This window comes from Bradyrhizobium sp. BRP20 (assembly GCF_020194215.1).
Classification (GTDB): Bacteria; Pseudomonadota; Alphaproteobacteria; order Rhizobiales; family Xanthobacteraceae; genus Bradyrhizobium; species Bradyrhizobium yuanmingense.
The window spans coordinates 140,926-153,364 of sequence record NZ_JADYVY010000007.1 but is presented as its reverse complement, the minus strand read 5'-3'; the positions used below and the strand labels follow the sequence as shown (position 1 = coordinate 153,364).

At 64.3% G+C, this 12,439-nt stretch carries 12 protein-coding genes; 6 read left to right on the top strand and 6 right to left on the bottom strand.

Annotation, left to right across the window (positions count from 1 at the left end; genetic code table 11):
* The first annotated feature begins 66 nt into the window (after positions 1 to 66).
* Positions 67 to 855 carry a thermonuclease family protein gene (locus tag I6F33_RS18540; protein WP_109144585.1) on the top strand — a complete coding sequence of 263 codons (789 nt, stop codon included), beginning with the start codon at positions 67 to 69 and terminating at the stop codon, positions 853 to 855.
* Positions 856 to 1,076: 221 nt separating this feature from the next.
* Here the strand turns inward: I6F33_RS18540 and cyoD are convergent, their stop codons facing one another.
* Genes cyoD through I6F33_RS18520 form a run of 4 tightly spaced genes read right to left on the bottom strand, consistent with a single transcriptional unit; the run spans position 1,077 to position 4,924 of the window.
* A complete protein-coding gene (gene cyoD, locus I6F33_RS18535) occupies positions 1,077 to 1,463 on the bottom strand; it encodes a cytochrome o ubiquinol oxidase subunit IV (RefSeq protein ID WP_036026014.1) in 387 nt (128 codons plus the stop codon).
* Positions 1,460 to 2,101, bottom strand: coding sequence for a cytochrome (ubi)quinol oxidase subunit III (locus I6F33_RS18530; RefSeq protein ID WP_036037890.1), 642 nt, complete (start codon positions 2,099 to 2,101; stop codon positions 1,460 to 1,462). Before I6F33_RS18530 ends, cyoD begins: the two co-directional genes overlap by 4 nt.
* Entirely contained in the window at positions 2,101 to 4,101 is a 2,001-nt protein-coding gene (gene cyoB / locus I6F33_RS18525; protein WP_225143818.1) for a cytochrome o ubiquinol oxidase subunit I, read from the bottom strand. The genes I6F33_RS18530 and cyoB overlap by 1 nt, the downstream gene beginning before the upstream one ends.
* A complete protein-coding gene (locus I6F33_RS18520) occupies positions 4,091 to 4,924 on the bottom strand; it encodes a ubiquinol oxidase subunit II (protein WP_036026020.1) in 834 nt (277 codons plus the stop codon). The genes cyoB and I6F33_RS18520 overlap by 11 nt, the downstream gene beginning before the upstream one ends.
* A 243-nt stretch (positions 4,925 to 5,167) precedes the next feature.
* Here I6F33_RS18520 and I6F33_RS18515 point away from each other — a divergent pair, with 243 nt between their 5' ends.
* Positions 5,168 to 5,968, top strand: a complete 801-nt coding sequence (locus I6F33_RS18515) for an SDR family NAD(P)-dependent oxidoreductase (protein ID WP_225143639.1) — start codon at positions 5,168 to 5,170, stop codon at positions 5,966 to 5,968.
* Positions 5,969 to 6,126: 158 nt separating this feature from the next.
* Here I6F33_RS18515 and I6F33_RS18510 read toward each other — a convergent pair whose 3' ends face one another.
* Positions 6,127 to 7,437 (bottom strand): sorbosone dehydrogenase family protein, encoded by a 1,311-nt coding sequence (locus I6F33_RS18510; protein ID WP_225143817.1) that lies wholly within the window; start codon positions 7,435 to 7,437, stop codon positions 6,127 to 6,129.
* Between the two features lie 263 nt (positions 7,438 to 7,700).
* Between I6F33_RS18510 and I6F33_RS18505 the strand changes: the two genes are divergently transcribed.
* The 3 genes from I6F33_RS18505 to I6F33_RS18495 all read left to right on the top strand — a co-directional run bounded on the left by I6F33_RS18505 (position 7,701) and on the right by I6F33_RS18495 (position 10,286).
* Positions 7,701 to 8,891, top strand: coding sequence for a urate hydroxylase PuuD (locus I6F33_RS18505; RefSeq protein ID WP_225112737.1), 1,191 nt, complete (start codon positions 7,701 to 7,703; stop codon positions 8,889 to 8,891).
* 143 nt (positions 8,892 to 9,034) lie between these two features.
* Entirely contained in the window at positions 9,035 to 9,892 is an 858-nt protein-coding gene (locus I6F33_RS18500) for a VOC family protein (RefSeq protein ID WP_225143637.1), read from the top strand.
* Positions 9,893 to 9,968: 76 nt separating this feature from the next.
* Positions 9,969 to 10,286, top strand: a complete 318-nt coding sequence (locus I6F33_RS18495; RefSeq protein ID WP_225143635.1) for a hypothetical protein — start codon at positions 9,969 to 9,971, stop codon at positions 10,284 to 10,286.
* On the opposite strand, the gene I6F33_RS18490 is transcribed toward I6F33_RS18495, so the two are convergent.
* Positions 10,239 to 11,270, bottom strand: a complete 1,032-nt coding sequence (locus tag I6F33_RS18490) for a L,D-transpeptidase family protein (RefSeq protein WP_225143816.1) — start codon at positions 11,268 to 11,270, stop codon at positions 10,239 to 10,241. The two genes, I6F33_RS18495 and I6F33_RS18490, sit on opposite strands and share 48 nt — an antisense overlap.
* A 184-nt stretch (positions 11,271 to 11,454) precedes the next feature.
* Between I6F33_RS18490 and I6F33_RS18485 the strand changes: the two genes are divergently transcribed.
* Entirely contained in the window at positions 11,455 to 12,417 is a 963-nt protein-coding gene (locus tag I6F33_RS18485; protein WP_225143633.1) for a lytic transglycosylase domain-containing protein, read from the top strand.
* Positions 12,418 to 12,439 lie beyond the last annotated feature (22 nt).

Genomic DNA, 12,439 nt, shown 5'->3' with positions numbered 1-12,439 from the left:
GACCATTGGTCTCGCCAGATCCGGATGCTAGGAACGGGGCGCACGAGCCATCGATAGCGAGACCGTATGTCCTTCCAGAAAATCTTTGCAGCCGCCCGCGCTTTTGCGCTCGTTTCGTTTCTCGCCTTGTCCGGATTTCTGGCCTTGTCCGGACCAGTTTCCGCGCTGACCGGCGCCGCGACGGCCCGTGACGGCAACTCGGTCCAGCTCGGCGACGTCACCTACCGGCTCGACGGCGTCGACGCGCCGGAGCTCGACCAGGTCTGTATAGACAATAAAGCCGATGCCTGGACCTGCGGCATCGAGGCCCGCGACCAGCTCGCGAAGCTCATCAACAAACGAACGGTGCGCTGCGACGATGTCGGGCCCGAGAAGAGCTTTGGCAAGCGGCACCGCGCCATCTGCACGGCCGAAGGCGACAAGGCCAGCCTGAACGAGCAGCTGATCAAGCTCGGCTTTGCCCTCGCACGCGAGCCGATGAAGGCCAACGTCAAGCCGGCAGCCACCGAGGCCAAGACGACGGCGGCGGGGATCTGGAAGGGCTGTTTTGTTGCACCGCAAGATTTCCGCAGCGGCAAGAAGGACGGCGCGCTGCTGGGCACCGCCTGCCGCCCGGACCGCGACAAGGAAATCCGCGCCGTGCTGTTTCCGGAGGAGCTGACCATGCCCCCCAACTGCAGCATCAAGGGCAAGCTCGCGGTGCGCGCCCGCGTCACCGGCAATATCGGCATCTACCATCTGCGGGGATGCCCGAGCTATCCCGCGACCACGACACCGGATCGCTGGTTCTGCTCGGAGGACGACGCCCAGGCGGCCGGCTTCCGCAAGGCCTACAATTGCCGCCGGCCAAGGTGAGCAAGCTCCCTCACGCAGCCGTGAGTGGTAATCCGAGACCGTATTGATCCGGAATTGAACTTCGTCGGCGGTTGCTGCATTTGTATGCCAACGCAAGCGCCCTTGCGCGAGCGTTTCCTTGGCAGCAATCCGGCTCCGGCCGATTGTCTTTGCTTGGGCGTTTCCTCCCTAGACTTGGGCCGCTTGTCACTAGCAAGCGGCTCTCTCTTTTTGCGCGGCTGTCACTGCATCCGCATGATCTGGTCCATCGGCGGCATGTTGGCGTTGAGATTCGCCATGATCCAGACCGTGCCGCCGACCACCAGGAACACCACCAGCAGCCCGAAGGCGAGCGCCAGCACGTTGTTGGTGTTGTCGGGGCCGGTAGTGATGTGCAGGAAGAACACCAGATGCACGCCCATCTGTGCGATCGCGAGCACGATCAGCGCGACGGGAATCGAGGGCTGCCAGACCAGGTCCGTGCCGGCGATGAAGAACGACGTCGCCGTGAGCAGCAGCGCGAGCACGAGCCCGACGACGTAACCGAGGATCCTTGCGCCGACGCTATGCTCTTCTTCCTCGCCCGGCGCGAGGTCGCGTTTGACCATCCCATGCGTCTGCTCACTCATGGCGCGCTCCCGAGCAGGTAAACGACGGAGAACACTGCGACCCAGACGATGTCGAGCGCGTGCCAGAACAGCGCAAAGCACGTCATCCGGCGCAAGATGTCTGCGCGAAAGCCCTTGGCGAACACCTGGGCCATCATGGTGAGAAGCCACAGCACGCCGGCGGAGACGTGAAGGCCATGGCAGCCGACCAACGAGAAGAACGCGGTCAGGAACGCACTGCGTGACGGGCCATAGCCGCGCGCGATGAGGTCGGCAAATTCGCGAAACTCGAGAACGAGGAATATCAGCCCGAGCACGCAGGTCACGGTCATGCTAAGATAAAACCAGAACCGGTTGCGCACGTCGGCGGCGATGCTGGCCATGCCGCAGGTGAAGCTCGACAACAGCAGGCAGACCGTCTCGATCGCCACGTTCCTCTGCTCGAAGATCTCCGCGCCCTTGGGGCCGCCGGCGGTCTGGCCTGACAGCACCGCATAGGCCGCGAAGAAGCAGGAGAACATCACGATGTCGGAGAGCAGGAAGATCCAGAAGCCGTAGGCGGTCACGATCCGCTTCGGCGCGGGGCCGGGATGCTCGATGACGAGGCCGATATGATGGGGATCGGCGTGCGCGTGGCTTGCGGTCGCGGTCATCGCCATCAGACTGCTCCCGCCATGCTGACGAGGTTGCGCCGTTCCTCGATGTTGCTGCGGTCGATGCGGGCGACCTCCTCGGCCGGGATGACGTATTCGTCATGGTCGCGCCAGGCGAACACGACGAAGGTCGCCCAAGCGCCCAAGCCGCCCAGGATCACCATCCACCAGATGTGCCAGATCAGCGCGAATCCCATGATGGTGGCGAAGAAGGCACAGACGAATCCGGTCGGGGAATTCCGGGGCATCTCGATATCCTGATAATCCGGCGTCTTATGCGCGAGCGATTGCTGCCTCGCGCGCGCCTTCATATCCCAATAGGCGTCCTCGCCGCGCACATCGGGATTGAAGGCGAAGTTGAACACCGGCGGCGGCGACGAGGTTGCCCATTCCAGCGAGCGCCCGTCCCAGGGATCGCCGGTGCGGTCGCGCAACGCCTCGCGATTGCGGATGCTGACGACGAGCTGCACGATCTGACAGATCACCCCGATCGTCAGCACCGCCACGCCGACCGCCGCAACGATCATCCAGGGCCGCCAGGCCGCGACGTCGTAGTGCTGCATGCGCCGGGTCATGCCGAGCATGCCGGCAATGTAGAGCGGCATGAAGGTTATGAAGAAACCGATGAAGGTGAACCAGAACGCGGCCTTGCCCCAGCGTTCGTCGAGACGGAACCCGAACGCCTTCGGGAACCAGTACTCGAAGCCGGCAAAAACACCGAACAGCACGCCGCCGATGATCACGTTGTGGAAGTGCGCCACCAGGAACATGCTGTTGTGGAGCATGAAGTCGGCCGGCGGCACCGCGAGCAGCACGCCGGTCAGTCCGCCGATGAGAAACGTCACCATAAAGCCGACCGACCACAACATTGGTGTCGCAAAACGGATGCGGCCGCCATACATCGTGAACAGCCAATTGTAGATCTTCACGCCGGTCGGTATCGCAATGATCATGCTGGCGATGCCGAAGATGGCATTGACGTTGGGACCTGCGCCCATCGTGAAGAAGTGGTGCAGCCAGACCATGAAGGAGACGACACAGATCGCCATGGTCGCGAGCACCATGGAGCGGTAGCCGAATAGCGCCTTGCCGGAGAAGGTCGAGACCACCTCGGAGAAGATGCCGAAGGCGGGCAGCACCAGGATGTAGACCTCGGGATGGCCCCAGGCCCAGATCAGGTTCATGAACATCATGACGTTGCCGCCGGCCTCGTTGGTGAAGAAGTGGAAGCCGAGATAGCGGTCGAGCAGCAGCATCGCCAGCGTCGCGGTAAGGATCGGGAACGCCGCGACGATGAGGAGGTTCGAGGCCAGCGTGGTCCAGCAGAACATCGGCATGCGCAGGTAGTTCATGCCCTTGGTGCGCAGCTTCAGCACGGTGGTGACGAGATTGATGCCGGCCACCAGCGTGCCGACGCCGGAGATCTGCAGCGACCAGGCGTAATAGTCGACGCCGACGCCGGGCGAATAGGACAGTTCCGACAGCGGCGGAAAGGCGAGCCAGCCGGTGCGCGCGAATTCGCCGACCACGAGCGAGATATTGACCAAGAGCGCACCCGTCGCCGTCAGCCAGAAGCCGACCGAATTGAGCGTCGGGAAGGCGACGTCGCGCACGCCGAGCTGGAGCGGTACGATGAGGTTCATCAGCCCGATCACGAACGGCATCGCCACGAAGAAGATCATGATGGTGCCGTGCGCGGAGAATATCTGGTTGTAGTGCTCCGGCGGCAGATAGCCCTGCGATTGATACGCCACAGCCTGCTGGATCCGCATCATGATGGCGTCGCTGCCGCCGCGCAGCAGCATGACCGAGGCGAGCAGGATGTACATGACACCGATGCGCTTGTGGTCGACGCTGGTGATCCATTCGTGCCAGAGATAGGGCAGATGTCCCTTCACCACGACCCAGCCCAGCACGCCGAGGATCGCGACAAGCACCACCGCGCCGGCGACGAGCGGAATCGGCTGGTCGAGCGGGATGGCCGACCAATCGAGCTTACCGAGCATCATGGCCTCCACTGTGCGACCGGCCTGCTTCGGACGCGAGGGCCGGCCCGGGCCCCGGCGGAATGTGCTGGGTCGCGATCAAATCGAACAGGCGCGGATCGTCGAGGCGGTAGACCGGCCTGCCCTTCTCAATGCCCTGCTGCATCAGCTTCTTGTAGCTGTCCTCGTTCAGCACCGCGTCCGTCTTCGCCGTGTTCGCCACCCAGTCCGGGAAGGCGAGCGGCGAGATCACGTTGACGTCGAACATCATGTCCGGGAAACCGTCGCCGGAGAAATGCGCGGACAGGCCCTGAAGCTTGCCTTCGTTGTCGGCGCGCAGGTTCAGCTTCGTCACCATGCCGTTCATGGTGTAGATCATGCTGCCGAGCTGCGGGATGAAGAACGTGTTCATCACGCTCGATGACGTCAGCTGGAAATTCAGCTCGGCGCCGGCCGGCACCGTCAGCGTGTTGACGGTGGCGATGCGCTGGTCCGGATAGATGAACAGCCATTTCCAGTCGAGCGAGACCGCCTGGATCCGCACTGGGCTGCCGGTGCCCGGCACGGGCGCGGCGGGATCGAGCTGGTGCGAGCCGATCCAGGCGACGCCGCCGAGCAGGATCACGGTGAGCGCCGGAATAGACCACACCACCATCTCGACTCGGCCGGAATAGACGAACTCCGGCTGGTAGCGCGCCCTCGGATTCGAGGCGCGAAACCAGAACGCGAAAGCCAGAATCGCGAAAATGGTCGGCACCACGATCACGAGCATGATGAAGACCGAATCGACCAAAATAGTTCTATTGGCCGCAGCCACGGGCCCTTGCGGATCGAGCAGATTCATCGGCAAGCCACTGGTGGTTGGGAAGCCCCGAGACTGAGCCTAGCGCGGGAAAGGCTCCGCGACAAACGCTGCGAGGCCGGAACGGTTCCTGGACCGCAACGGCCAGCCATGCGCGATGGACCGGCCGCCACATGCAATTCCGTGCGATGTCAATGACATGAACGCGGAAAGCGCGCTCTTCTCTCCCAGGAGCGCGATTGCTAGTCTGCACGAAAATAATGACAAGGACGGGAGTGAACCGAGATGCGCTTGAAGGACAAGGTCGCGATCGTCGTCGGCGCCGGGCAAAGCCCCGGCGAAGGCATGGGCAACGGCCGCGCGACCGCGCTCACCTTCGCGCGCGAGGGCGCCAACGTCTTGTGTGTCGACCACCATCTGGAATCGGCGCAGGAGACGGTCACGATGATCACCGCGAAAGGCGGCACGGCGGCGGCCTTCAAGGCGGACGTGACCAAGGCTGCGGATATCAAGGCGATGGTTGCGGACGCGCAATCGCGCTGGGAGCGTATCGACGTGCTGCACAACAATGTCGGCGTCAGCCTCGCCGGTGGCGATGCCGAGCTGCTGCAAATAACCGAGGAGGCGTTCGATCGCGTCGTCGCGATCAATCTGAAGAGCTGCATTCTCGCGGCGAAGGAAGTGATCCCGATCATGCGCGCGCAGAGAAGCGGCGCCATTATCAACATCTCGTCCATGGCCGCGATCACCACCTATCCTTACGTCGCCTACAAAGCGACGAAGTCGGCGATGATCGCCTTCACCGAACAGCTCGCCTACCAGAACGCCGAATACGGCATCCGCGCCAACGTCATCCTGCCCGGCCTGATGAACACGCCGATGGCCGTCGACACCCGCGCCCGCGAATGGCACAAGACCCGCGCCGAGGTCGAAGCCGAACGCGACAGCAAGGTGCCGCTGCGCAGAAAGATGGGTACGGGCTGGGACGTCGCCAACGCCGCGCTGTTCCTGGCGAGCGACGAGGCGAATTTCATCACGGGCGTGACGCTGCCGGTGGATGGCGGTGCGAGCGTGAGGCGAGGATGAGGTGCTCTTCTTCCTTCTCCCCTTGTGGGAGAAGGTGGCGCAAAGCGCCGGATGATGAGGGGTTCTCTCTACACCTGAGACTGCTCGTGACGATAGATACCCCTCACCCGGCTTCGCGCGCGAAGCCACCCTCTCCCACAAGGGGAGAGGGTGCAGCGTCACCGCGGCGCGCTTGTCACCCGCCAGATCGTGCCGTTGCCATCTTCCGAGATCAGCAGCGATCCATCCTTCGCCACCGCCACTCCCACCGGCCTGCCCCACACTTCCGTATCGTTCACGACGAACCCCGTCACGAAATCCTCGTACTCGCCGGTCGGCTTGCCGTCCTTCATGCGGATGCGGATCACCTTGTAGCCGGTGCGTTTCGACCTATTCCAGGAGCCGTGCTGGGCGGCGAAGGCGTCGCCCTGGTATTCGGGCGGAAACTGCGCGCCCTGGTAGAAGGTCATGCCGAGTGAGGCCGAGTGCGGCTGGATCAGCACATCGGGCACCGTCACCTTGTCCTTGAGATCCGGCCGCGCGCCGGCATGGCGCGGGTCTTCATTGCCACCGATATAGAACCATGGCCAGCCGTAGAACGCGCCTTCCTTCACGCTCGTGACGTAATCGGGGACGAGGTCGTCGCCGAGACCGTCGCGCTCATTGGTCGAGCACCAGGGCAGACCGGTCTGCGGCTGGATCGCGAGGCCGACGCAGTTGCGGATACCGGTGGCATGGATCTTTCGCTCCTTGCCGTCAGGGTTGAAGGCCAGCACCGCGCCGCGCTCGAGCTCGCTGGCCCATGTGGCGCCGAGCGGCTGCGTCTTCGCCCACGCCTCCATCCCGCCGGGCGGCGTGCCCATGCCTTCGGCGACGTTGCTGAGCGAACCCACCGACACCAGCATACGCTTGTTGTCGGGCGTGAAGACGATATCGCGGGTGGAATGGCCCCCATCCGGCAGGCTTGCGACAACCGTCTCCGCTTTGCCGCGCGCCTTCACATCGCCGGCCTTGTAGGGAAAGCGAACGACGCTGTCGGTGTTGGCGACATAGACCCATTGCGGATCGTCGCCGTTCGGAAAGAAAGCGATGCCGAACGGCTGCCGCAGGCCGCTGGCGAAGATCTCGTTGGTCGCGACCTTGCCGCCCTCGCCCGCGCGCAGCACCCGAACGGTGCCGGCGCGTGTTTCCGCGACGAACACATCGCCATTCGGCGCCGCGCGGATGATGCGCGGCGCACGCAGGCCTTCGGCGAACAGCTCGATCTTGAAGCCGGCCGGCACCTGGAGCTGGGCTTCCGGCGGACGCGGCACCACGCGCGACGAGCTCGCAACCGATCGCGTGGCGCCGGGCCTGACCAGATCCTGCGGCCGGATCAGCCTGACCGTGCCGGGCTTGTCGGCGCGCCAATCGCCATAGGCATCCTTGCCCTGCAACACGGGCTCGGCGTGTGCGCCGGCCGCAGCAGCAGCCAGCAGCGCTGCGAGCATCGCCACGAACCTTATCCTGTCGCTCAATTCGTCGTCCTCCGCCTTGGGCGTGTCGTGCGTCAACGCCGATCACCCGCAAAAGGTCTCTCGGCGAGTTTGGCGCCTGCCGAATCCCACGTCAGTTCATGCCCGCACGATGTGCATCAGCCGCAGTCCATCATACTGGAAAATGCGGTTGAACGGTGCGACACATTGTGAGGGCGGCGATCGCCGGTTACGGTCATGGAGGCTGCGGCATCCAGGTCGCGCCGGATGAGGAGATCATGTGGGGATCCGTCATATCGGAATGGGCGAGCCTGCTGCTGCGCTGGCTGCACGTGGTGGCCGCAATCGCCTGGATCGGCAGTTCCTTCTATTTCATCGCCCTCGACCTCAGCCTGAAGCCGAAGGCCGACCTGCCGGGCGGCGTGCAGGGCGAGGCCTGGCAGGTCCATGGCGGCGGCTTCTACCGGATCATGAAATACCTGGTCGCGCCCAGCCAGATGCCGGACGAGCTGACCTGGTTCAAATGGGAGGCCTACACGACCTGGCTGTCCGGCTTCGCGCTGATGGTGGTGGTGTATTATCTCGAGGCCGACCTGTTCCTGGTCGACAAGTCGATCCTCGACCTCACATCATTCCAGGCCGGACTGTTCAGCTTCTGCAGCCTGGCGCTGGCGTGGCTGCTCTATGAGGCCGCCTGCCGCACCGGGCTCGCCCAGCGCGAACTGCCCTTCGCCATCGGCGGCTATCTGTTCCTGGTCGCACTCACTTACGCCTTCACCCATGTGCTGAGCGGACGCGGCGCCTTCAACCAGATCGGCGCGATCATCGGCACCATCATGGTGGCCAACGTCTTCACGCTGATCATCCCGAACCAGAAGAAGATCGTGGCCAGCCTGATCGCCGGACAGGCGCCTGACCCCAAGCTCGGCAAGGCCAGCAAGGAACGCTCGGTCCACAACAATTACCTGACGCTTCCCGTCGTCGTGCTGATGATCAGCAACCACTATCCCCTGCTCTACGCCACGCGCTTCAACTGGATCATCGTCGCGATCGTCCTGGCGCTCGGGCCGGTGATCCGCCACTTCTTCAACGAGCGTCATGCCGGGCGCAAATCGCCCTGGTGGGTGTGGGGCGTGGCCGCGGCCGGCGTGATTGCGATCCTCCTCCTCTCCGCCGCCGGACCGCGCGAGGTGAAGACGGGCGCATTGTCGGCGCCGGTCACGGCCGCCAATGTCGAGGAGATCGTGATGTCCCGCTGCAGCATGTGCCACGCGGCCGAGCCGGTCTGGGCCGGCATCGTCACCGCGCCGAAGGGCATTGTGCTCGACACGCCCGAGCACATCCATCGCAACATCCGCCTGATCGGACGGGTCGCGGCCTGGTCGAATGCGATGCCGCCGGGCAACATCACGGAAATGACCGGCGAGGAGCGCGCCGTCCTCGCGGCTTACCTCGAGCAGGCGCGCTGAAGCGCGTCGGAGGATGCATCGCGCGGAATGAAATTCCGCATCTCTCGCCGAATTGAAAATGACTTGACGGCCCATCCGGCGTAGACATGGCCGACAGCCGCCGGCGCGGCGCAAAATCAGCTTGCAATCGGGGAATAGCAACAGTGGCCCTCAAGAACGTCATCGGTATCGACCACGCCGTCGTCATGGTGAAGGACCTCGACAAGGCCGCCGAGAACTACAGACAACTCGGCTTCACGGTCTCGCCGCGCGGCACCCACAGCGCGCATATGGGCACCGGCAATTACACCATCATGTTCGACCCCGATTACATGGAGCTGCTCGGCGTGCTCGTGGCAACCGAGCACAATGCGCCGGCCCGCGCCTTCGTCGAGCGCCATGGCGAGGGCATCGAGCGCATCGCTTTCACCGCAGTCGATAGCGCCGCCGGCGCCGAGGAGATCCGTGCACGGGGCCTGGAGCCGATCGGCCCGACCGATTTCGAACGCCCCGTCACGCTGCCAGACGGCACGATCTCGGCGGCGAAATTCCGCACCTTCATGTGGCCGACGGCTGAAGCGCCGGGCGGCGTGCGCATCTTCGCCTGCCAGCACAAGACCCGCGAGACTGTGTGGATCCCCGAGCTGATGACCCACGCCAATGCGGCCAAGCGGATCAAGCAGACGCTGATCGCAACGCCGGAGCCCGCCAAGGAGGCCGCGCATCTCGCCCGCCTGATCGACCGCGAGGCGAAGACCGACGCGGACGGCGCCGTCATCGTGCCCTCCGGCGGCGATCGCGCCGACTTCGTCTACCTGACGCTGGACCAACTCGCCAAGCGCTATCCCGGCGTGTCGCTGAATGGCCTCTCAGAGCGCGGTGGCGCCGCGCTGGTGCTGGTCAGCGGCGATCTCGCGGCGGCCGAGAAGGCGCTGGGGCCAGCCGCGGTGCGGAGCGGAGCTGCGATCTGCGTGCCGCCGGCCAAGGCCAACGGCACCCTGCTCGCCTTCATTGCCGGCTGATTTGAACCAATTCTTTAACAGGCGTTTACCCGGCGGCTGTAGACTTCCCGGCCATCAAGCCACCGGGGCCAAACGCATGTTCAAAGAGGGATCGCCGATCGCCTATGACGCGCCGGCCGAGCTGAAGAAATGGCCGTCGCTGAAGGGCGAGCGGCAGAAGGATCGCGGGCCGCCCTATCTCGTCTACAACGGCACGCTCGCCGAATGCGTCCGCGAGCTCATGGGCAAGCCGATGAAGGGCATCTCGCTCTACGACATCATGACGACGCCGCAGGCCGCCTTCGCAAAACGTGCTGTCGCCCGGCGACGCCGCGGAGATCGCGATGCGCAAGGATTTTCCGAAGGACTAGTTCGCGGCACGCTTCGCAGCGGGCGTGCCCTGCCGCTTCGATGAGGATTCCGTCGGCGCATCGAGGAAGACGACGGGCATGCCGCGCTTCACGTTCTCGCCGAGCACACGCGCGTCCCAATTGGTGAGCCGAACGCAGCCGTGCGACGCCGACTTGCTGACCTTGTCGGGCTCTGCCGTTCCGTGGATGCCGTAGCCCTGCGCCGACAGGCCGATCCAGTATGCGCCCACCGGATTGTTCGGACCCGGCTTGATGTCGAACGGTCTCTTGGACTTGACGCTCTTGAACTTGTAGTCGGGATTGTAGCGGTAGGTCGGCAGCTCGTGGCTGGCGGTGACCTTCAGCGTTCCGGTTGGCGTCGGGCGATCCGGACTGCCGACTGACGCCGGATAGAACGCCAGCAGAGCGCCGCTTGCGTCGAACGCTTTCAAGGTCCCGTTGGTCTTATCGACTTCGAGCCGGGCAATGCGCGGCAGCTCGCGCCGCGCCGGAACGTTTGTGACGACGATCGTCTCTCCGGCCTTGTCGAAGGTCTTGCCCGGATTGAGCGCCTTGAGCAGATCCGCGCTCATGTGGAATTTCTCGGCAAGTCCTTCGAGCGGGCTAGTGTAGCTCAGCGCGTCCAGCGACTTCATGTCATCGAGCTTGGCCGGCAGCTTCCTTAAGAACGGTCCCTTCACGTCGGCGTCGGTGATCTTGTAGTCGACGAGGATCGGGCCCTCGCTCGCCGCGGTCAGCTTGTCCCAGAGCTCCGGCGCCACAACCTTGTCGGATGCGATGCCGTTCTGCTCCGCGAACGCCTTGAGCGCCTTCTGCGCGTTCTCGCCGAGCTTGCCGTCAATCTCGCCGGGCGAATAATGCGCGCGATCGAGCAGCACCTGAAGCTTCACCACGGCTGCATTCAGCTTGTCGGTGGCCGGTGGCTTCGCAGGACGCGCAGCGTCATTCACCGCAGCAGGCTCGAGATTGCCTGCGAGCGCCGGAGCGACGAGCCACAGCGACATCACCGCGCCTAGTATCCATCGCATCGTCATCGCGCATCCCACTCGCAAACGGCCCGCAAAAACCGCGGATGGTTTCGCTTCCGGAACACCGTAGTAACACCGAAGGAACCGACGAGATCGCAGCTTTGCCGCAATCGGACGGTTAAGAACTTCCTATCGCCGGCGCATCGCTGGCCGTTCATCCCACAGTTCGAGGTTCTCCCAGCAAATGCGATTTGTCGTCGCGGCTTGCGCCGCGTTTCTGCTTCTGATGTGCGATCTCGATCCGTCGGCATCCCGCCAAGCATCACGTTTCGACACCACTGTTCTCAAGAACAATCATGCCTCGTCACTTGTTCCGGTGGTCGAGCTCTTCGTCGCCAGCGTGCAAGCGATCGAGCTTGCCAACGCGCACGCGGCTTACGAGCAGGTGATCGAGCCACCGCGCGCGGTCGAGCCGGTGGTGCAGGCGGAGCCCTCGCCAACCGAACGATTTTGTCACGCGCTGCGCGAGGCCGCCGAATCCAGCGGCATTCCGGTGCCGTTCTTCGCGCGCCTGATCTGGCAGGAGAGCCGCTTCAAGTCCAACGAGGTCAGCCATGCTGGCGCGCAGGGCGTCGCGCAGTTCATGCCGGGGACGGCCGCCGAGGTCGGGCTCGACGATCCCTTCGATCCGATGAAGGCGCTGCCGGCGTCGGCAAAATTCCTGCGCAAGCTGCGCGACGATTTCGGCAATCTCGGCCTTGCTGCCGCCGCCTACAATGCCGGTCCCGGCCGCATCCAGAAATGGCTTGCCAGGCAGAGCGAGCTGCCGCGCGAAACGCGTGACTATGTCCGGATCATCACCGGCACCAAGGCCGAAGACTGGACCGAACGGTCGGAGGCACTCGCGATCCGCATCGACCTGCCGCGCGAAGCGCCATGCGAAGGCATCGGCAGTCTTTCGAAGGCCAAGGACGTCGCCTGGGTTCCGGTGAACCTGACGCCTTCGGTTGCGAACATCATTCGCAAGGCGGAGCAAGTCGCGGCGCGCGTGACGACGAAGGGCGCCCGCAAGCGGCTCGCCACACTGTTGCGGAAGAATGTCACGGCTCCCAGCAAGGCCCGCAGCATGATCGCGGCACGCGCGGCCGGAAAGAGCGCGAAGGCTCGCGCCGTTCGTCTCGCATCGCGCGAACGGACGTCAGGCTAACGATCGGAGCCGCTCGCTTGCG

Excerpts from the sequence above, each read along its gene's own strand:
- I6F33_RS18540 (WP_109144585.1), top strand. The coding sequence starts at position 67 with ATGTCCTTCCAGAAAATCTTTGCAGCCGCCCGCGCTTTTGCGCTCGTT.
- cyoB (WP_225143818.1), bottom strand. The coding sequence starts at position 4,101 with ATGCTCGGTAAGCTCGATTGGTCGGCCATCCCGCTCGACCAGCCGATT.
- I6F33_RS18490 (WP_225143816.1), bottom strand. The coding sequence starts at position 11,270 with ATGCGATGGATACTAGGCGCGGTGATGTCGCTGTGGCTCGTCGCTCCG.
- I6F33_RS18505 (WP_225112737.1), top strand. The coding sequence starts at position 7,701 with ATGTGGGGATCCGTCATATCGGAATGGGCGAGCCTGCTGCTGCGCTGG.
- I6F33_RS18520 (WP_036026020.1), bottom strand. The coding sequence starts at position 4,924 with ATGAATCTGCTCGATCCGCAAGGGCCCGTGGCTGCGGCCAATAGAACT.
- I6F33_RS18495 (WP_225143635.1), top strand. The coding sequence starts at position 9,969 with ATGTTCAAAGAGGGATCGCCGATCGCCTATGACGCGCCGGCCGAGCTG.
- I6F33_RS18515 (WP_225143639.1), top strand. The coding sequence starts at position 5,168 with ATGCGCTTGAAGGACAAGGTCGCGATCGTCGTCGGCGCCGGGCAAAGC.
- I6F33_RS18510 (WP_225143817.1), bottom strand. The coding sequence starts at position 7,437 with ATGCTCGCAGCGCTGCTGGCTGCTGCTGCGGCCGGCGCACACGCCGAG.
- I6F33_RS18485 (WP_225143633.1), top strand. The coding sequence starts at position 11,455 with ATGCGATTTGTCGTCGCGGCTTGCGCCGCGTTTCTGCTTCTGATGTGC.
- I6F33_RS18530 (WP_036037890.1), bottom strand. The coding sequence starts at position 2,101 with ATGGCGATGACCGCGACCGCAAGCCACGCGCACGCCGATCCCCATCAT.
- cyoD (WP_036026014.1), bottom strand. The coding sequence starts at position 1,463 with ATGAGTGAGCAGACGCATGGGATGGTCAAACGCGACCTCGCGCCGGGC.